The sequence below is a fragment of the Pedobacter sp. genome, assembly GCF_037719805.1.
GTDB lineage: Bacteria > Bacteroidota > Bacteroidia > Sphingobacteriales > Sphingobacteriaceae > Pedobacter.
Genome location: NZ_JBBJLZ010000002.1, coordinates 165,584 through 184,549, shown reverse-complemented (window position 1 = coordinate 184,549; position 18,966 = coordinate 165,584). Strand labels below are relative to the sequence as shown.

Sequence of the window (18,966 nt, the reverse complement as noted above, 5' to 3'; positions counted from 1 at the left end):
CATAAGTAATTAGTTTAGGTTGTAGTTGATCTACTGATCATTTTTGTTCTTCTCTTTCTCTTCCTGGCGTTGCTTCCTCTTAAGCTGTCTTTCTTCCTTCTTAGTTAGAGGAGCTTCAGTAGCAGGCTGTTTAGTCGGTTGTTTTGCAGCTTCCTGAGGCTTATTGTCTTCAGTTCGTTGTGGCTGGACCTCTTCATTTGTGCCTTGTTGTTGCTCATCTAATGTCGGCACGTCGAATTCTGTTGAGTCTATTGCAAGGCTATCAGAAGAAGTGGTATCTACTTCGTATCGAGGAGTCGGACAATCGATATCTACAGATATTTTCACTTTTGCTTTTGGAAAGGGCCCCATTGTGTAGCCAGTGGAGGGGTCTTTATAAACCTTCTCCATAAACTTTGCGAAGATTGGCAATGCAGTTCTTGATCCTTCGCCTGTTTCACCATTTTTGAAGTGTGCAGTCCTTTCATCGCAGCCAACCCAGACACCTGTTACCAAATCCTTGGTAATACCCATGTACCAGGCATCTACGTAATCAGAGGAGGTTCCGGTTTTGCCGCCTATCTGATTGTTCTTTTTCCAAAGATCCCATTCCCACAAAGCCTGGGAGGTTCCACCTGGTTCTTCCATACCGCCCCGGAACATATATAACATTAACCAGGATATCTCCTCAGATAATACACGCTTGGTCTTGGCCTTGAATTCTTCCAGAATATTGTCGTCCAGGTCGGTTATCTTCTCTACGAGTATCGGATCAGTCTTGATGCCATCATTTAAGAAGGTACCATAAGCTTTAACCATTTCGAAAACAGAAACGTCATTAGGACCCAGGCTTACCGAAGGGACAGTAGCCAGATGACTGTCAATGCCACATTCATGTGCCCATTTTACCACATTTTCTGCACCGACAGCCTGAGTTACCTGGGCGGTTATCGTATTTACGGACTTCGCCATTGCCCATCGTAAAGACATCTCTCTATAGCTGTTACTCCAGTCGGCATTCCTTGGCTCCCAATACTCAGTCTTGCCATTTTCCTGATAGGGGATGCGTACTGGTCTATCTGTAAAAGTTGTGCAGGGGCTCATGCCCTTTTCTAAAGCAGCTAAATACGCGAATGGCTTGAATGTAGAGCCGGCCTGACGCTTAGACTGATTAACATGATCATACTTGAAGAATTTATGGTCTATACCACCCACCCATACTTTGATCTTGCCATTGAAAGGGTCCAGCGTCATCATCCCAGTATTCATGATCTTTCCGTAATACCGTATGGAGTCCATTGTAGAGAACAAGGTGTCACGGTCACCTTTCCAGGTGAATATCTTCATTTTCTTTTTGCGGTTAAAATAAGATTCGACTGAATCAGGGCTATCCTTAAATTTCTTTTCCAGCATGGAATATATTGGAAGATTTTTCATTGCCCGGTTTGGATAATCCACCTTCTTCTTCTCAGAGTCTTCCCAGGGATCTTCATTTCCCCAAACGCTATAGAACCTCCTTTGAATGGTCTTCATTTGCTCTGCAACGGCTTCTTCGGCATACTTCTGCAACTTCGAATCTATCGTTGTATAGATTTTTAAACCGTCTTCATAAAGGTCGTAGTTATTATCAGCACACCATTTCTCCAGATATTTATCAACAGCGGCGCGTAGATACGAGTCACCATCACTGCCGTTGTCTACTCTTCCCTCAATAAGTTTGATGGGCTGTAATTTAAAGCTATCTAGCTGCGAGGCATTGATGTAATTGTATTTATTCATTTGAGAAAGTGCAACGTTCCTTCTTTCCAGCGCTTTTTCGGGATTCTTTATCGGATTGTATAGTGAGGTGCCTTTAAGCATTCCCACTAATAGCGCTGACTCCGGGATGTTTAACGTATCGGGTTCTTTATCAAAGTAAATTCTTGAAGCGGTTTTGATACCATAGGCATTGTTTCCGAAGGAAACAGTGTTCAGGTACATGGTAATAATCTCGTTCTTTGAATAATTGGACTCTAACTTGACCGCGGTGGACCACTCCTTGAGTTTAGGAATGATAGTTCGCACGAGTGGAATTCTACTTAAGAGTCCTTGTGACTTGTTGTATCTGGTACGGTAAAGGTTTTTAGCGAGTTGCTGAGTGATTGTGCTTGCACCACGTTTATCACCTGTAGCTGTCGAGATTCCGCTGGACAATAGCGACCGAAAATCGATTCCCATATGCTTGTAAAAACGAACATCCTCAGTAGCGACTAATGCATTAATAACGCTCGGAGCAATTTCGTCAAAGCTTACCGGAGTACGGTTCTCTTTGTAGTAGCGACCAATTAATTTTCCATCAGAGGTGTATAGTTCAGAACCTACTCGCTGGGTTGGAACTTTGATATCTTTAATTGACGGTGAGTAGCCAAATAACCATAAGAAGTTGATTTGTAGAGCGCAAAAGAAAATTATGATGGAGTATAAAAAGATGACAGGGTAACGGATATATCTATTGCGAATTTCTTTAAACATGGGTATAAAGATCAAAAAAAACGTAAAATTGTTTGTGTTAATTTATGTTAAAACTCAATTACAAATAAAGGCATTTAAATCACTTAAATTTTAGACTAATATTTAAATTGAAACTTAGTCAGATCCGGCATAAAAGGGCGGTGCCTTTCCAATTCAAAATGATAAATTGCCTGACCAAGGTTTTTAAGAAAAGGAAAGCAAATGGTTTCGTATTCATACTTTCCATCATTATATATGCCGTCTTCATTCGAATGAACCACTGCGGTCAGGAAGTACTCCATCTTGTTCTTGAAATCAACAAAGTATGAGTTGTCAATAATGAAACCATAGGAGTCGCCATATTTGTTAAATATCCTAATGTCAGGATGTATTATTGCTTCTTTTTCACGACCGTAATACAACATTTTAGCGTAAGTTGGCCAATATTCTTCCGCTTTATACTTTGGGTAGGCACTTTCTGTTGGGAACATGCTCATGTAGGTATAGATCAATGTATAGTCTTCCGCATTGAGATTGAATCGTTCTTCAAGGGGAAATGCTTCAGGAAACATTAATCTCTTTAGCATCTCTTGTTGATCAGCGATACTGAAAGCATTTTTATTAAATAGAGTGAATGGCCTGTTAACCAGTTGTTCTGCGCTGTCAATATAGCCTGTACCCATCACTGTATTGGTTAAAGTCAAGGGGTACTCGTTTGAATCATATTGTGCTGGTTTGCTGTAAATAAGTTTCTTACCGGCGTAAAAATAAATTGGATTGGTATGCTTAGACCGTTCATTCGCATCGCCGATCGCCAAACGATTCAGTATTCTACTATTAATAAAGCCATACTTCTTTAATTTCCTGTTGATCTCTTCCCGGCCAATAAATTCAAAAAGACGATTGAATGCATCATTATCGCTAGTGAGTAAGATCTTTTTGATATAGTGTTCGATTGATGGTAAGCCGCTTTCAGCAGAAGAATCTTTTAATACTTTGGATTGACCTTGATAGGAACTGTCGGTGATCATGACTGACTTAGGTGTCAAATGCTTTACTTTCAATTCATTTACTTTCTCTAAAGCAAATATAACCGCAGCGAGTTTTACCGTACTTGCCGGATAAAAATAGCGTTGATCATCCAGATTATAGCTGTACGTCTTAAAGGATGGTTTGTTGGTTTTATCCCTATTTACTTGTGTGTATAGAATCTGTATCTGATTTTTATTTGGTTGGCTGAGAAATTTAGAAAATTGATCCGGATGCTTTTTAAGTATTTCCTCGATTAGATTTGAGCCGTTTTCCTGGGCCATAGCATTCCCCGTGATTAAGAGTATGAAAAGAAAAGAAATGTACTTCATTGCTTACTTAGTTACCTAAAGATAATGAAGTTTGTGCAATCCTCTATTATTAACTAACTTCGCGCTGCTTTTGGTTCCCTGTTTGCCGACAGGGATTAAAAGGGAATACGGTGTAATTCCGTAACTGTCCCGCAGCTGTAAGCTTCATAACGGTGTTCAAATCGTTGCCACTGTCTGTAAAGATGGGAAGGTAGGATGTCCGGAAGTAAGTCAGAAGACCTGCCAAGCGCTAAATATTTCATAGCTTTCGGGGATTGAAGCTTGGAGTGAGTGCTTTATTTATGTATTTCATTTCCTGGATCTAACTGTTTGCTGTGGGTTTAAACACTCGCAACAAAAATGATAAGAAACAAAAACGCCTTTGGGCGATTGTATGCTTTTATCTTCTCTACTGCTTTAGCAGTGGCATTTTGCTGCTGTATGCCTTTTGTTTTAATGGCTCAGGACAGTGTTGCTCTAAAAGAAGTAAAAATTCGATCTATAAGCAGGAGACAAACTTCTTCAACGCCGCTGCAACTTTTGTCAGGTGATGAACTTCAAAGACTGAACAGCCTAAATGTAGCGGATGCACTTCGCCTATTTTCCGGTGTACAGATTAAAGATTACGGAGGAATAGGAGGACTGAAGACGATAAACGTTCGTAGCCTTGGAACTCAGTATACGGGTGTTTTTTATGACGGGATACAGCTAGGTAATGTGCAAAACGGACAAGTTGATCTAGGTAAATATTCGTTGGACAACCTTGAAGAGATAGAATTATATAACGGTCAGAAAAGTACAATCTTCCAATCGGCTAAAGGTTTTGCAGCAGGCAGTTCTTTATATCTAAATACAAGAACCCCGCGATTTGAAGGAGGTAAACGATATCATCTTGACGCCAAGATAAAAACAGGCTCTTTTGGTCTTGTAAATCCCTCCGTGTTGGTTCAAAATAAATTTAGTGATAACGTCAGTGGTAGCTTGAATGCAGAATACACCAAGGCTAGTGGCAAATATGAATTCAGGTATACTAACGGTGTATTTGATACGACTGCGATAAGGAATAATAGTGATGTAGAACGAATGCGTTTAGAATATGCTGTTCATTGGTTAATGGAGGATAGTAGCAATTTCAAGGCGCGGTTATATCTGTATACTGATAAAATGGGTCTCCCGGGTGCTATTGTCAGTAATAAATTCAATTATTCGCAGCGAAGCTGGAATAAAAACGCGTTTTTACAGACCTCCTACCAGAAAGCTTTTGGCGCAAAGTATACGTTGCTGGCTGCCGGCAAGGTTGGTTATGATTATAATAGATATGTTGATCCTGAAAACATTTCCTTAAATGGTGTGCTTGACAATAAATTTGATCATCAGGAAATGTACCTGTCTCTGGCGAATCAGTATCGCTTCAACAAAGTTTTGGAGCTTGTATTCTCGACAGATCTTCAATTTAATACGCTAGATGCCAACCTTTATAGGTTCTCCTATCCAAGTCGGAATACGGTTTTAACTGCGCTGGCCTTGCATCTAAATTTGAATAAGCTTGACATTCAAGGTAATTTACTTGGAACATTTATTCACGACAAGGTTGAAGATGGTACTCCCGCTGGAAACAAACAGAAGCTTAGCCCTACATTACTATTGTCGTGGCAGCCGTTTAAGGGTAAAGAATTTAGGTTGAGATCGTTCTATAAAAGTATTTATCGAATGCCAACATTTAATGATCTGTATTATACTGATTTTGGGAGAACCTATCTTAAGCCAGAGTATGCGAGGCAGTATGATGTTGGTTTCACATTACTTAAAAGTTTCGAGGAAGCGACATTACAACAGATTTCATTTCAGGCGGATGCCTATTATAATCAGGTCAAAGATAAGATAGTTGCTGTGCCAGGTAATAATGCCCAGCGATGGAGTATGGAAAATATTGGGAATGTGACTATAAAAGGTTTTGATTTCAACTTGCAGAGTTCATGGAAACTAAATATTTGGAAATTAAATGCAGGTGTGACTTACACTTATCAGGATGCATTGGATATTACTCCATTGAACCAAGGGGCGGTAAGTTACGAAAGACAGCTTCCTTACACACCTAAGCACAGCGGATCTTTTGTAGCTGGAGCAAGCTACCGGATGTTATCACTGAATTATAATTTTATTTATACTGGCGAACGCTATAACCAGAAAGCTAACCTCCTTGTAAACTATGTAGAACCCTGGTATACACATGACCTTGTGATTCAGTACTTACTTAAGCTACCACTGAATGAGATGAGGTTAGGTATGGAAGTCAATAATTTGTTTAATCAGTATTACGACGTAGTTGCAAACTTCCCTATGCCTGGCCGTTCCTATCGTTTCAGCTTAACCTATAAAATATGAGTTTAAAAATAAATATAAAGTTCCTGATTGTCGTTTTGTCTATAGCTATAATAGGTTGTAGGAAGGATACGCAAGTTGTACCTGAAGAGGTAACCAATACGTTGTTTCCTGCAGAAGCCGGGGCGTTAGTCAGGGGACTCTACCTGATTAATGAAGGTAACATGTACATGAATAAGGCCTCCTTGGATTATGTTGACTTTACCACAGGTAGCTATAGAAGAAACATCTATAGCCAGGCTAACCCAGAGGTCACGAAGGGCCTGGGAGACGTAGGGAACGATATTGGAGTTTACGGCTCAAAACTATATATAGTTGTAAATGGATCAAATAAAGTTGAAGTTCTGAATGCGAAGACAGGTAAACGCATCCAGCAAATTGACATTATCAATTGCAGATACATTACTTTTAGCAGGGGTAAAGCCTACGTGAGCGCTTACTTAGGACAAATTGGAGATCCGACATCAGCAAACGGCATCGTTGCAGAAATAGATACTACCATACTGAAAGAGACAAGGCGGGTGAAAGTTGGAAGAGAGCCGGAAGAGATGGCGGTTGTAGGTGATAACCTATACATTGCGAATTCTGGAGGATACACACCTGGTAATTACGAAAACACGGTCTCTGTGGTGAATGTTGGAAGTTTTGCGGAAACAAAACGCATCCCTGTTGGCATCAATTTACACCGACTTAAGGCTGACCGGTATGGTGACCTATATGTTACCTCCAGGGGAGACTACCTAAATGAGCCCTCAAAGCTGTACGTTATCAGCACACAAACAGATAAGGTAAAGAAAGTTTTTGATGTAGCTGCTAGCAATATAGTTATCGATGATGACCTGGCCTATATCTACAGTTCAACGTTCAATGTTTTAACTGGGAAAAATACGATCTCCTATGATATGATTGATGTTAAAGATGATGTTCTGCTGAACAGGAAGTTCATCACCGATGGCACAGATAGGCTAATTAAAATTCCATATGGCCTTGCTATTCATCCTACTAGTAAAGACGTGTTCGTAACGGACGCGACGGATCACGTCACCCCTGGTCTGCTCTACTGTTTTGATTCTACGGGAAAGAAGAAATGGTCGGTTGAGACTGGGGATATTCCCGCACAATTTGCATTTGTATATAAATAGAAAATAAATTAAACACGATGAAAAGAACAATTACAAACTTTAGTAAAACAGGTCTGGCCCTTTTGGTCGGAGCAACCCTGGTAAGCGCCTGTACCAAAGATAGGGGTATAATTAAGGAGAGACTTCCAAAAGAAACAGTGGGCGTATATGCGTTATGTGAAGGCGCTTTTGGTGCAACAAATAATAGCACTATCACCTATTATGATATTGCGAGTTCGACAACGACACAAGATTATTTCAAGAAACAAAATGGCATCGCACTCGGCACGAACGCTAATGATTTAAAACAATACGGAAGCAAAATGTACTGTGTAGTTACTGGATCAACAGTAGCAGCTAAGGATTCATATGTAGAAGTTATAGATATTGCCACTGGAAAATCGCTTAAACGGATTGCATTTTACGACGCTAGCAAGGGTTATTCTCCAAGGCATATCGGCTTTTATAACGGGAAGGCTTATGTTTCAAGTTACGATGGATATATTTCAAAAATTGATACTACTTCGTTGAGCATTGAGTCAAGAGTAGCAGTAGGCGGTGCCTTGGATGGTGTAACCGTTGTAAACAGTAAGTTATATGTTGCTAACTCTTTACGATCAGATTTTCCAAGTACAAACACGGCGTCCATTTCTGTTGTTGATCTAACATCCTTCACTAAGCTAAAAGATATTACTGTGAATGTAAATCCGACCAAACTGGCTGCAACAGATTTAGGGGAAATTTATGCGATTACAAATGGCACTTATACTTCTCCATTTATAGCACCATCGTTGGAGCGATTAAATGCGATGACAGATACTAAAACACAGACTTATAACTATAGTCTGGGTGGTATCGCGATCCATGGTAGCAACGGGTTGGTGATTGTTAACGGTAATTATCCTGCTCCTAATGCTTTAAAAATACTGAACACAAGCACTGGTGCAATAGGTACCAATTTCATCGCAGAGACAGAGATAGTTTCATTATATGCGGTAACTATAAATCCTTTCAACGAAGATGTGTATGTGGCAGATGCAAACAACTATGGTACAGCCGGAAAAATCGTTGCATTCTCTTCCACAGGGAAGAAGAAGTTCGAGTTTTTTACCGGAGCAATCCCGCAAACCGTTGTATTCAATTATAGCTATAAATAAAATTAGAAATGAGTATTAGAAGTCAGTTCCTTATTGCGTTAATCGGTTTAACTTGTTTTTCTGCGTGTAAAAAGGATAGCGAAGAAACCCAGTTAGCGCCATCTATAAAAATGGCGAATGAAAGCGCATCCTTAAATGGGAAAGTAAATGAAGCCATTACACTAAAAGCGAATAATATACTTGGTAATCAAATTAGTCAAGAATGGTTAGTAAACACCGAGGTTAAAAGTAATACCGCTGTTTTGGAGTTCATCCCGACAAAGTCCGGAATTTATAACATCGATTATATAGCAAAGAATAACGCTGGTAGCTACACGTTTAAATACGTGTTGACTGTTGCGGTTCCAGAGGTTCCCGTTAGTGCTGGGAGCAATAGATATGTCACAAGTTTCTTTGAATACGCGCCGGCAGCGGGTCAATTTATGAACGAAGACAGCTGGGGCAACCAAGAAAGTGGTAGATCAATTGTAGGTAAGCAGGGAACTCCTGGCGTATCCCTGGGCGCTTTCGGGGGCTATGTAGTGTATGGTTTTGACCATACGGTTATTAATCAGCCTGATAAAGAAGACATCATTGTTTATGGTAACGCTATCCGCAGTTTATCTGAGCCGGGCGTGGTGTGGGTGATGCAGGATGAGAATGGCAATGGTAAACCTGACGACACCTGGTACGAACTTGCTGGTAGCGAATTCGGTAAGGATGGGTATGTTCGCGCTTACTCGGTCACATATACGCTTCCAACACCACCTACATTAAGCGTTTCCTGGAAAGACAATAAGGGAAATACAGGGCTTGTAAAACAAAGTTTTCATAAGAAGAATCACTATCCTTTATGGATTGCCGCTAACGAATTTACCAGGACGGGCACATTGTTACCCTCTACTGGCATCAAAGGAACGGTTTCTGCATCTTTTGCGTTTGGCTATGCCGATAATACGCCAGGTGGAGATAATGTTGACATTGCGAATGCAATAGATAAAGACGGCAAAAAGGTTGTTCTAAAAGGTATTGACTTTATAAAAGTTCAAACTGGAATCATGGCAGACCTTACCATTCTAGGGGAGCTCTCAACAGAGATTACCGGAATTGCTGATATCAGTCTTATAAAATAACGGCTGTTTTATCATAGCCGGAAATATCATAACTTTGTATTTTTAATTATAAATAATGTCTGAAGCTAAATTTAATCCGCGTACCCTTATTTTATTATTGATTGTAGCACTTGTCACGATACTAAGGACTGTAGCGCCTTTCTCTGACAATTTTAGTCAGATTGCTAACTTCTCTGCAGTTGGTGCTATTACGCTATTTAGCGGATCTTATTTTAGAAATCCAGCACAGTCGTTTGCGATCCCTCTGCTTACCTTATTATTAACAGATGTCATTCTGGCGACAACAATATATAAGGAATATAGTAACGGTTTTTTATATGACGGATGGTATTGGACCTATATCGCATTTGCACTGATGGTTTTGGTCACCAGGCTGATTGTAACTAAAATAAACATCCTAAACGTTGTACTTGGATCGTTGGTCGTTGTATTGATCCATTGGATCGTCACTGACCTGGGGGTTTGGTATGGGTCTAATTATCCACAAACACTAGCTGGGTTCTGGGCTGTATTGGCTGCGGCCATTCCCTTTGAACTGCGTTTTTTATATGGAACATTAGCTTATGGTGTTTTAATGTTCGGCTCTTTCGAACTATTAAAAGTCAAATATCCTGTTCTCAGTTTGAGGAGAGAGCGGCTAAGATAATCTTAAACTGATTCCTGCTCTTACGCAGGAATCAGTTATTTAATGTTTTGTGAGAATAGACTTTCTTCCGATTAAAAGGACAAGAAAGGCTAATGTCGAGCAGGCTGCCATGATAGCCAGCATTGGGACAACGGAGTGGGCGTCTAAAAGCCCGATCCCAACAGAAGCCAGGGCCCCTAAACCCATTTGTATCGCTCCCATCAACGCTGCTGCACTTCCCGCATTTTTCGTAAATGGAGCTAAGGTCAGAGCCGAGGCATTTGGACTTACAAAACCAAGACAGCAAAGGAATACGAATAGTAAAAAGATGGTTGTATATAAGCCGAACCATCCGTTAATTCCGCCTATCAAAAAGAACAGAATCGTGATTACCTGGGCAAGCATAGCGAAAAATATGATCTGCTCACTTTTATAATTTCTCAACAGCAGAGTATTCACTTGGCTAGAGCCGATAAATCCTACAGAAAGAAGTGCGAAAATCCATCCGTAAGTTTCCTCCTTGACCCTGAAAATATCCATGAAAAGAAGCGGAGATCCCGATATGTATACAAAGAGACCAGCGAATGCCAGCGCTCCTGTGAGCGCATATGTGTAAAACTGTGGCTCACGCATAACGTGGATGAAGTTACTGATGATTGGCTTAGGTTTCAGAGACATTGTTGTATCTGGTTTGTAAGCTTCAGGTAGCCATAAGAACGAAGCGATCAAATTAAATGCGCCAATTCCTCCCAAGATTATAAAAATAGTATGCCAACCCAGATGTGCAGTTACGTAACCGCCGAGAGTAGGTGCTATCATTGGTGAAACACCAAGAACGAGCATAAGCATTGCAAAAACTTTTGCACTGTCTTTAATTGGAAATAAGTCTCTTACCATTGCTACCGCAGCTACGGTAGCAGCACAGCTACCCAAGGCCTGGATAAAGCGAAGCGCAATCAATGCGTCAATGCTGGTGGCTAATGCGCAGCCCGCTGAGGCAATAATATACAACACTAATCCAAAGTAAAGCGGTTTTTTTCGTCCGAATCTGTCCAGCAAAGGTCCGTAAAGTAGTTGTCCCGCAGAGATACCTATGAAAAAGCTGGAGAGTGAAAGGGCTACTTTTGATACTGTTGTATTCAAATCTTTTGCAATAGCTGGAAAGCCCGGGAGGTACATGTCAATAGAGAAGGGAGCAAGGGCAGTTAACGACCCCAGGATCAGGATCAGAAGGAAATATTTTTTATTTGTCATTGTTTGCAAATATATGGTTTGAACTGTAGAACATTGATTTGTGTTCACTAGTTTAGTATTTTAGTTAAAGAAGGTTTTAAGGCCTACAGCAATTAAAAATTATTTAATAATTAGATTTCCAGATATGCATACATTAAAATTTAAAACAGATATCAAATGCCAGGCTTGCATCGACAAAGTAACTCCTATTTTAAATGAGCTGAACAATGTTGCCAAGTGGGAGGTGGATACCACTCATCCTGATAAAGTCTTAAGCATAGAAACTGATGCCGCATTAAATCCTAAAGAGGTGATTATGCAATTGGATAAAGTTGGGTACCAAGCTATTAAGATATAGCTGCTTCCCCATTTTAGATCCATTTCTTAACGATTAATTGACGTGAGCTGATCTTATATTTCGCATCGAGCCTATAACTTTGTAACATTAAGCCAAAAAAAGCAACTAATTGGAAAGAAGCCTGCTCATGCCATTCTTTAAACACTATTCATTTGATCTTTGGCTAACGTTAATAAAGTCAAATCCTGCGTTTAAGATTGAACGTGCTAAGTATTTCCATGCTCACTATAATAAGTTAGGTAAGTCCTTACAAGAAGTTGCTGCCGTTTTTAGAAATGTGGATTTGATGGTCAATAGTATCAATGAGAAATCAGGTTTAAACATTGATGCTGAAGAAATGTATTTGATAGTCATAAGCACTATTAATAATTATAGCACCGATTTCTCTGATATCAACGTTAGTGAGTTGTATAGCAACATGGAAACCCTTTTGTTGGAAAACATGCCCGTTATGTACTGTCCGGAAAGCCTTGGTGTATTGCATCAGTTAAAAGAGTAAGGGCATAGTACCACCAGCCTTTTAAGTAACACTGGGTTCATTAAAGGAATAACATTGAGAAAGATTTTACATCATTTAGGACTCGACCAGGCATTGGATTTTCAGCTTTATTCTGATGAGGTTAGGATGTCAAAGCCTAATCCTAAGTTTTTCCAGTTAATGATAGATACCATCGATCAGAAGAAGCACCTATCAATCGGGCCTCACGAAATAATCCACATTGGTGACAATCCAGCGGCAGATTACCGTGGTGCTACTTCGTTTGGGATAAAGTCACTTTTAATCAACTCCAATCACTTAAATATAAAACACCTACTCTCATGATTCCCTATACGTACTCCCTCCATAAAATTCATAACGGTGTTAACTTCGGATTTAACCCGAATCACTATAGCCGATTTAAGTTTGGAGATGACCTGATAGCAAAGGAATTTGGCAAATCTTTAGCAGATGGCTTTATTAAGGACGTCTTGGAAGACAGTGCTATAAACGACCAGATTGTAGTCATCTCCAGTCCATACTGCTTTATACCTACTGCAACCTTTGCCATGAAGAATTACTTTGTTTACCAGCTCAACCATTGGCTGGCAGAAAACAATAAGCCTGTGGTACAGGAAGCTAAAATTCATAGGACGATTACTTACAAAGAAGACTACGGGGAATTAAATGCGGAAGACAGATTAAAATTGATTGGCAATGATTCCTTCCATATTGATAAAGACTTTTTAAAGGACAAGGTGCTCTTTTTTCTTGATGACATTAGAATTACTGGCAGTCACGAGAAAATGATCCTTAAGATGGTTAAAGACTATAAGCTGAACAATAGCATTTTCATGCTTTATTTCGCAGAATTAGTAAACGCTGATATACACCCGAATATTGAGAACTATTTGAATTACCATCTTATTAAAACTGTCTCGGATCTTGACATAGTGGTTAAAAGCGGTAATTTTTGTTTTAATACCAGGATTGTTAAATATATCTTAAATTGCGATTTCAATAGCTTTCAGTCCTTTTTAGAGCATCAGACTGACAGTTTTATTCAAAGTCTATACAATTTATCGTTAGGAAACAGTTATCATACCATCGAGAGTTATTCGGAGAATTTTAACTTTTTAAAAAACTACATTGTTAATAAAAAATATAACCTAATATAATATGGCCATTAATTTACAAAAAGGGCAAAGAGAAAACATCGACGCTCCTAAATTTACAATAGGACTTGGGTGGGATACAAACAGCTCGACTACAGGAAGTGCTTTTGATTTGGATGCTTCGATCTTTATGTTGGATCAAAACAAGAAGTTGGTTTCGGATGAACATCTAGTCTTTTATAACAACTTAAAGTCTCCTGATGAGGCTGTTGAGCATACAGGTGATAATCTCACGGGTGATGGCGATGGTGATGATGAGCAAATCAAAGTGGATCTTACCAAAGCAGATAGCAGAGTATCAGAGATCTGTGTTGTGGTCACCATACATGACGCTGACAGCAGAAGACAAAATTTTGGGCAAGTACGAAACTCATTTGTTAGAATTTTTGATGCAGTAACCAACGAAGTGCTTCTTAAGTATGAATTAGAAGAAGATTTTTCCATTGAAACTGCAGTCGAATTTGGTCGCATATACAAGCGTGAAGGAAAATGGAAGTTTGAAGCTGTAGGAATGGGCATGAAAGGCGGTTTACAAGACTATTTAAATAAATATCAATAATATCATGGCTATTAATCTTCAAAAAGGGCAGCGCATTAGTTTAGAAAAAGCTAACGGCAGCAAGCTTCAAAATATTTGCGTAGGCATCAACTGGGGTGCTATTGAGAAGAAGGGGATGTTTGGTTTTGGTACAACGAAAGAGGCAGTTGATCTGGATGCCAGTTGTGCACTTTACGGTGAAGCAAAGAACCTATCTGAAGTAGTATATTTTGGAAATCTAGGTTCGAAGGACGGTGCAGTAAGACACAGCGGTGATGATTTAACTGGTGATATGGGCGGCGATGACGGATTGGATAATGAAGTGATCACTCTTGATTTCTCCAGGTTGAATAGTTCTGTGAATTATGTTGCCTTTGTTTTGAACAGTTTCAGGGGCCATGACTTCGGTACCATTCCATTTGCATCTATAAGAATCTATGAGGGCACACCGAAACAAGTCAATGAAGTGTTTGCCAAATATGATATCGCTAACGGTGCTGGATTTGCCGGTCACGTTTCAATGGTATTGGGTGTTTTTTACAAGAAGAATGGCGAATGGAAATTCAATGCTATCGGTGAACCAACTAAGGATAAAAAACTGGAAGAAACAGTGAAAACGGTAACACAAAGCTATCTGTAAAGGTTAGTACTGATAATTACTCAGATTATGGAAACGAACGCTAATGAAATTCAAACCATCAGTCCAGCAAAGCTTGATAAGGATGGCAACGTTAACCTTGCAGTGGTAACTCCTGAGGAGGAAGCTAAATATAAAGAAATTGGTAAATCGCTGGAACCATCTGATGTGAATTCGATTCTGAACTATGGTTCTGACGCACAGAATTCGATGGAAAAATACAGTAATGATTTTCTTTCGTCAGTGCGAACTTACAATAGTGGCGAAGTAGGCGGACTGATCAATGAACTGCTTACAGAACTGAATTATATCGATGTTGGTGAATTAGAACAAACCGGAATTAAAGGTTTCCTGTCTAAAATACCCTTCCTTAAAAATCTTTTTGTTGACGTGAAAAAGCTATTTCAAAAGTATGATGTAGTAATTAATAATGTTGATAAGATCACCAATAAAGTAAAAGCAGGCAGACTAAACTCTATAAAAGATAACAGTTCGTTGCAAACGATGTTTGATAGTAACGTCGGCTATATCCATCAAATGGAAGAGTTGATTATTTCGGGCCAACTTAAATACAATGAACTCAGTTTAAAACTTGCGGAAATGGAAGGCCGCCCGGCTGACTATCAAGACTATGAAATTGCAGATTTAAGAGATTTCTTAAGCCGCCTGGATAAGAGGCTAGCGGATATGAAAATCGTCCGTTTCATTATGATTCAGTCACTTGCTCAGATTCGGGTAGTACAAAATAACAACACTTCCATTGCGGAGAAAGCACAGTCAATAGTCTCTACTACTATTCCGGTCTGGAAAAATCAGCTTACCCTTGCAGTCGCCCTTCAGAGACAGAAGGCGAATGTGGAAATGCAGAAGAAAATCTCGGATACAACCAATACAATCCTTCAAAAAAACGCAGATATGCTAAAACAAAATAGCATAGATGTTGCTAGAGAGAACGAAAAGACTGTTGTTTCTATCGATACTTTAAAATTGACAACTCAATCTTTGATTGAGACGCTTAATGAAGTGAAGCAAATCCATGAGGCCGGCGCACAAAGTAGAAGGGTTTTAGATGGAGAGCTAAAAACCTTAGAAACTGAACTTAAGAAAAACGTTACAAGGGTAAATTAACTGCTTAGATGGATGAACGCCATGCAAATATTTTAAAAGCTTCCCGCACAGAGATTAGTCGCTTACAGCTACTATCTGCGTTTTTTGAAGAAGAGACACTTTATAAAATATTTTTGCGGAGTCAGGTAATTCATCAGATGTTTGAGAACAACGAAGATCTTGATATAGATAAACTTGAGATTTTTCATGTTCAATTCACCGCTAGTTTAATAGAATTACTACGTAAAATCAAGAAGAGCAATGAGAAGAATGTAAGCTTGATTTATGACGAGATTGCTTTAAATAGAGAGTTGATTGATAAGATTGGTAATTCTGCATTTAATGAAAAGAACTTTCATTTAGATAAGCAACAGCAGTCGTTGAAAGTCAATCAATCCTTGCGGAAGCTGTTTCAGGTGCTATCTGATCATAATGAAGAATTTCCGTTTTCGAAGAATATCAATTCTTTTAGTTCCAGGTATGCGGCCGATTTCTACTTCGATATTACAGCGGAGCAATTGGGAACGTTAATCAATTTTGATTCAAAAGATATGTATGTAGATACCCATGCAAGCATTCAAAAAAGGCTGATGGGGCAGTTGTGCAAATTTGAATTCAGGACAGAGTTCTATTGTGGATTGAAATCGGGGCAGCTTATTATCGAGATCTACAAATTCCTTGACAAGGACAAGTACTTCCTGTTTTTCCCAAGCAGGAATTTATTTTTGTTTTGTGACTTGTCCACTTTAAAGGGAGTAGACTTTAGCAACAATCAGAGTGAGAAGGGCAGGGTTATTCAAGAGCTTTCCTATAAAAATGATACACTAACAAGTAGTGCTGCCGCACTAAAAACTCTTATTCCTGCTGAAATTATTGCGCTGCTTAAGGAGAACTATAGCAAAATTTCAGATATCAATTTTCTCGATCACTTGAACAACTATGATGTTCAGGCTAATATTTTAAAAGCGATGCTGAAAACCGATCTTTTTTAGCATTTTTAACCAATAAAGTACAGTCTAAAAATAATTGACATATAATGGATAATAATTTAATAAATCACCCAGGAGTAATAGTTGGCTTTGCCGTTTTGGTATTAGTCATGCTGCTTTTGGATTTAGGAGTTTTCAATAAAAAAGTACATGCAGTAAGCAGTAAAGAAGCAGCAATCTGGTCAGTGGTGTGGATTTCTTTGTCTATGGCATTTAGTGGTGTGATCTACTATGTTTCCGGCTTTGAAAAGTTTACCCAATTTCAATCTGCATATTGGATCGAGAAGGCCTTATCGGTAGATAATCTCTTTGTCTTCATATTGGTATTTGGGTTTTTCAACGTGCCGAAAGAGCTTCATCATAAGGTGTTGTTTTGGGGCATCATTGGTGCCTTACTATTTAGGGCGATATTCATTTTTGCAGGAGTCGGCTTAATCAATCTTACCTATCTACCTGCAATGACTCTTTTTGGACATACTGTCCAAATTAACGTCGTTATGCTTTTATTTGGATTGTTTTTAATCTATGCTGGTATCAAATCCGGGGTAAGCAGTGATGATGATGATGAAGACAAGGATTTCAGCAAAAGTGCCGGCGCAAGACTGATCTATAAGTTTTTTAAGGTCAGCAAAGAATTTGACGGTGGCAATTTTTTTACTATACAAAATGGCGTGAGGATAGCTACCCCGTTGTTAGTAGTTGTTGCGGTGATTGAGTTTACAGACGTTTTGTTTGCGGTAGACTCTATTCCGGCTATATTTGCAATAGCTCCAGATGATCCTTTGATATTGTATACCTCTAATATTTTTGCTATCCTTGGTTTAAGAGCATTGTACTTTTTGCTTGCGAATTTCATTCATATGTTTAGTTTGTTAAAGTACGGACTAGCTGTAATTCTAACATTCATCGGGGTAAAAATGGTTATTGCGCCTATATATCACATCTCCTCACCACTTTCATTGTCAATTGTAGGAGGTGTTTTAATTCTTTCTGTAATTGCTTCCTTATTGTTTGTGTCTAAGGAAACTGCAGAAGAGAAATAGCTTTGATGTTAAGAACCAATTTATTAAATTCACGACGAAATATACTAACATAATATGCGTACAACAGGAAAAGTTAAATGGTTTAATTCTGCAAAGGGATTTGGTTTTATTACTCCAGAACAAGGAGGTAAAGATATTTTCGTACACTTTTCGGCAATCGCAGGAGATTCCTTCAAGGAATTGGCGGAAGGTGACAGTGTAGAATTTGAGTTGAATGAAGGTAAAAAAGGCCCTGAAGCATCTAATGTAACGGTTCTTTAATTATTCAATTTCTAGTAAAAAAGGGGTATGCTTAGCATTACCCCTTTTTTATTATCTAAATCAGATATGACCAAAATGACAATAAGTATTCTCGGTTGCGGCTGGTACGGTCTTCCATTAGCTAAAAGATTATTAGCTAGTGGCTATACTATTAAAGGGTCTACTACAAGCGAGTCAAAGCTATCTCAATTGGAGCGTGAAGGGATCATGCCATATTTGGTCAACTTCAGTTCAAATGAAGACAGCTATGACCCTTCGTTTTTTGAGGCGGATGTGCTAATTATTTCTCTTCCGCCTAAAAAAAGCGCAGGCGAGCATGGGGAGTATCCCCAAAAGATGAAGAGAATTGTAGATGCCCTGCAAAAAGGTAAGATAAAAAGCGTACTAATGATCAGCTCCACATCAGTGTATGGCGATGTAAATCGTGAAGTCGTTGTTGGTGAGATCCCTCTACCGGATAACGAATCGGGAGCAGCGATTTTGGAAGCAGAACGAATAATTGGCGAATACAAATCAATCGACTTAACTATACTACGGTTTGGCGGGTTGATTGGACCAGGTAGAAATCTGGCGAAGTTCTTCTCAGGCAAGACTGAGGTTGCAAATGGGCTTGCGCCTGTAAACCTTCTTCATCTGGAAGAGTGTATTTTGCTTACCGAACATATTTTAAATACTCATGCATTTGGCTACACCTTAAACGCTTGTTCTCCAGATCATCCTACAAGAATGGAAATTTATACCACTATCTCGGAAATAACTGGTTTGGCAAAACCTGATTTTCTCCCAGAGCTTGTGAAATGGAAGCTTGTGAACGGGAATGGGGTCTCTGAGCAATTAAATTATAAGTACCTGGTAAACAAATGGTCCGAATTTCTTACGCCGGATAACTTATAAATTCGGTTAGCGCTACTTATTTAAATATTAACTTGCTTATTAATACG

19 protein-coding genes and 1 riboswitch are annotated in these 18,966 nt (G+C 39.2%); of the genes, 16 read left to right on the top strand and 3 right to left on the bottom strand.

The genetic code is table 11. The annotated features are described in order from the left end of the window. Positions 1 to 30: 30 nt before the first annotated feature. Together WKF66_RS05960 and WKF66_RS05955 are read right to left on the bottom strand one after the other, a co-directional pair. On the bottom strand, positions 31 to 2,490 hold the full coding sequence (locus WKF66_RS05960; RefSeq protein ID WP_489673508.1) for a transglycosylase domain-containing protein: 2,460 nt from the start codon (positions 2,488 to 2,490) through the stop codon (positions 31 to 33). 95 nt (positions 2,491 to 2,585) lie between these two features. Further along, positions 2,586 to 3,830 carry a serine hydrolase gene (locus tag WKF66_RS05955; RefSeq protein WP_489673507.1) on the bottom strand — a complete coding sequence of 415 codons (1,245 nt, stop codon included), beginning with the start codon at positions 3,828 to 3,830 and terminating at the stop codon, positions 2,586 to 2,588. A 54-nt stretch (positions 3,831 to 3,884) separates the two neighbouring features. After that, a riboswitch (cobalamin riboswitch) is annotated at positions 3,885 to 4,071 on the top strand. Between the two features lie 98 nt (positions 4,072 to 4,169). Between WKF66_RS05955 and WKF66_RS05950 the strand changes: the two genes are divergently transcribed. From WKF66_RS05950 to WKF66_RS05930, 5 genes are read left to right on the top strand one after another with little or no spacing between them, the layout of a single operon-like run. Beyond that, complete coding sequence (locus WKF66_RS05950) at positions 4,170 to 6,194, top strand: TonB-dependent receptor (RefSeq protein WP_489673506.1); 2,025 nt, start codon at positions 4,170 to 4,172, stop codon at positions 6,192 to 6,194. After that, a complete protein-coding gene (locus WKF66_RS05945) occupies positions 6,191 to 7,333 on the top strand; it encodes a YncE family protein (protein WP_489673505.1) in 1,143 nt (380 codons plus the stop codon). Before WKF66_RS05950 ends, WKF66_RS05945 begins: the two co-directional genes overlap by 4 nt. Before the next feature lie 17 nt (positions 7,334 to 7,350). Further along, positions 7,351 to 8,469 carry a YncE family protein gene (locus WKF66_RS05940; RefSeq protein WP_489673504.1) on the top strand — a complete coding sequence of 373 codons (1,119 nt, stop codon included), beginning with the start codon at positions 7,351 to 7,353 and terminating at the stop codon, positions 8,467 to 8,469. Positions 8,470 to 8,477: 8 nt separating this feature from the next. Further along, a complete protein-coding gene (locus WKF66_RS05935; RefSeq protein ID WP_489673503.1) occupies positions 8,478 to 9,581 on the top strand; it encodes a cell surface protein in 1,104 nt (367 codons plus the stop codon). Positions 9,582 to 9,636: 55 nt separating this feature from the next. Further along, positions 9,637 to 10,227 (top strand): DUF6580 family putative transport protein, encoded by a 591-nt coding sequence (locus tag WKF66_RS05930; protein ID WP_489673502.1) that lies wholly within the window; start codon positions 9,637 to 9,639, stop codon positions 10,225 to 10,227. Between the two features lie 39 nt (positions 10,228 to 10,266). Here WKF66_RS05930 and WKF66_RS05925 read toward each other — a convergent pair whose 3' ends face one another. Next, on the bottom strand, positions 10,267 to 11,460 hold the full coding sequence (locus tag WKF66_RS05925) for a multidrug effflux MFS transporter (RefSeq protein WP_489673501.1): 1,194 nt from the start codon (positions 11,458 to 11,460) through the stop codon (positions 10,267 to 10,269). 124 nt (positions 11,461 to 11,584) lie between these two features. Here WKF66_RS05925 and WKF66_RS05920 point away from each other — a divergent pair, with 124 nt between their 5' ends. The 11 genes from WKF66_RS05920 (at position 11,585) to WKF66_RS05870 (ending at position 18,919) form a co-directional block, all read left to right on the top strand. Further along, positions 11,585 to 11,797 carry a heavy-metal-associated domain-containing protein gene (locus WKF66_RS05920; protein ID WP_489673500.1) on the top strand — a complete coding sequence of 71 codons (213 nt, stop codon included), beginning with the start codon at positions 11,585 to 11,587 and terminating at the stop codon, positions 11,795 to 11,797. A gap of 127 nt (positions 11,798 to 11,924) precedes the next feature. Continuing rightward, positions 11,925 to 12,296: a hypothetical protein gene (locus WKF66_RS05915; protein ID WP_489673499.1), complete on the top strand. Its 372-nt coding sequence runs from the start codon at positions 11,925 to 11,927 to the stop codon at positions 12,294 to 12,296. 54 nt (positions 12,297 to 12,350) lie between these two features. After that, positions 12,351 to 12,620, top strand: coding sequence for an HAD family hydrolase (locus WKF66_RS05910; protein ID WP_489673498.1), 270 nt, complete (start codon positions 12,351 to 12,353; stop codon positions 12,618 to 12,620). Next, a complete protein-coding gene (locus WKF66_RS05905) occupies positions 12,617 to 13,453 on the top strand; it encodes a phosphoribosyltransferase family protein (protein ID WP_489673497.1) in 837 nt (278 codons plus the stop codon). Before WKF66_RS05910 ends, WKF66_RS05905 begins: the two co-directional genes overlap by 4 nt. A gap of 1 nt (position 13,454) precedes the next feature. Next, positions 13,455 to 14,009, top strand: a complete 555-nt coding sequence (locus WKF66_RS05900; protein WP_489673496.1) for a TerD family protein — start codon at positions 13,455 to 13,457, stop codon at positions 14,007 to 14,009. Positions 14,010 to 14,013: 4 nt separating this feature from the next. Beyond that, complete coding sequence (locus WKF66_RS05895; RefSeq protein ID WP_489673495.1) at positions 14,014 to 14,628, top strand: TerD family protein; 615 nt, start codon at positions 14,014 to 14,016, stop codon at positions 14,626 to 14,628. A 27-nt stretch (positions 14,629 to 14,655) separates the two neighbouring features. Further along, positions 14,656 to 15,753: a toxic anion resistance protein gene (locus WKF66_RS05890; protein ID WP_489673494.1), complete on the top strand. Its 1,098-nt coding sequence runs from the start codon at positions 14,656 to 14,658 to the stop codon at positions 15,751 to 15,753. Positions 15,754 to 15,761: 8 nt separating this feature from the next. Then, a complete protein-coding gene (locus WKF66_RS05885; protein WP_489673493.1) occupies positions 15,762 to 16,724 on the top strand; it encodes a hypothetical protein in 963 nt (320 codons plus the stop codon). A gap of 44 nt (positions 16,725 to 16,768) precedes the next feature. Further along, positions 16,769 to 17,764: a TerC/Alx family metal homeostasis membrane protein gene (locus tag WKF66_RS05880; RefSeq protein ID WP_489673492.1), complete on the top strand. Its 996-nt coding sequence runs from the start codon at positions 16,769 to 16,771 to the stop codon at positions 17,762 to 17,764. Positions 17,765 to 17,818: 54 nt separating this feature from the next. Beyond that, positions 17,819 to 18,025 carry a cold-shock protein gene (locus WKF66_RS05875; protein WP_489673491.1) on the top strand — a complete coding sequence of 69 codons (207 nt, stop codon included), beginning with the start codon at positions 17,819 to 17,821 and terminating at the stop codon, positions 18,023 to 18,025. Positions 18,026 to 18,100: 75 nt separating this feature from the next. Next, entirely contained in the window at positions 18,101 to 18,919 is an 819-nt protein-coding gene (locus WKF66_RS05870) for an NAD(P)H-binding protein (protein ID WP_489673490.1), read from the top strand. Positions 18,920 to 18,966 lie beyond the last annotated feature (47 nt).

Excerpts from the sequence above, each read along its gene's own strand:
- WKF66_RS05960 (WP_489673508.1), bottom strand. The coding sequence starts at position 2,490 with ATGTTTAAAGAAATTCGCAATAGATATATCCGTTACCCTGTCATCTTT.
- WKF66_RS05955 (WP_489673507.1), bottom strand. The coding sequence starts at position 3,830 with ATGAAGTACATTTCTTTTCTTTTCATACTCTTAATCACGGGGAATGCT.
- WKF66_RS05950 (WP_489673506.1), top strand. The coding sequence starts at position 4,170 with ATGATAAGAAACAAAAACGCCTTTGGGCGATTGTATGCTTTTATCTTC.
- WKF66_RS05945 (WP_489673505.1), top strand. The coding sequence starts at position 6,191 with ATGAGTTTAAAAATAAATATAAAGTTCCTGATTGTCGTTTTGTCTATA.
- WKF66_RS05940 (WP_489673504.1), top strand. The coding sequence starts at position 7,351 with ATGAAAAGAACAATTACAAACTTTAGTAAAACAGGTCTGGCCCTTTTG.
- WKF66_RS05935 (WP_489673503.1), top strand. The coding sequence starts at position 8,478 with ATGAGTATTAGAAGTCAGTTCCTTATTGCGTTAATCGGTTTAACTTGT.
- WKF66_RS05930 (WP_489673502.1), top strand. The coding sequence starts at position 9,637 with ATGTCTGAAGCTAAATTTAATCCGCGTACCCTTATTTTATTATTGATT.
- WKF66_RS05925 (WP_489673501.1), bottom strand. The coding sequence starts at position 11,460 with ATGACAAATAAAAAATATTTCCTTCTGATCCTGATCCTGGGGTCGTTA.
- WKF66_RS05920 (WP_489673500.1), top strand. The coding sequence starts at position 11,585 with ATGCATACATTAAAATTTAAAACAGATATCAAATGCCAGGCTTGCATC.
- WKF66_RS05915 (WP_489673499.1), top strand. The coding sequence starts at position 11,925 with ATGCCATTCTTTAAACACTATTCATTTGATCTTTGGCTAACGTTAATA.
- WKF66_RS05905 (WP_489673497.1), top strand. The coding sequence starts at position 12,617 with ATGATTCCCTATACGTACTCCCTCCATAAAATTCATAACGGTGTTAAC.
- WKF66_RS05900 (WP_489673496.1), top strand. The coding sequence starts at position 13,455 with ATGGCCATTAATTTACAAAAAGGGCAAAGAGAAAACATCGACGCTCCT.
- WKF66_RS05895 (WP_489673495.1), top strand. The coding sequence starts at position 14,014 with ATGGCTATTAATCTTCAAAAAGGGCAGCGCATTAGTTTAGAAAAAGCT.
- WKF66_RS05890 (WP_489673494.1), top strand. The coding sequence starts at position 14,656 with ATGGAAACGAACGCTAATGAAATTCAAACCATCAGTCCAGCAAAGCTT.
- WKF66_RS05885 (WP_489673493.1), top strand. The coding sequence starts at position 15,762 with ATGGATGAACGCCATGCAAATATTTTAAAAGCTTCCCGCACAGAGATT.
- WKF66_RS05880 (WP_489673492.1), top strand. The coding sequence starts at position 16,769 with ATGGATAATAATTTAATAAATCACCCAGGAGTAATAGTTGGCTTTGCC.
- WKF66_RS05875 (WP_489673491.1), top strand. The coding sequence starts at position 17,819 with ATGCGTACAACAGGAAAAGTTAAATGGTTTAATTCTGCAAAGGGATTT.
- WKF66_RS05870 (WP_489673490.1), top strand. The coding sequence starts at position 18,101 with ATGACAATAAGTATTCTCGGTTGCGGCTGGTACGGTCTTCCATTAGCT.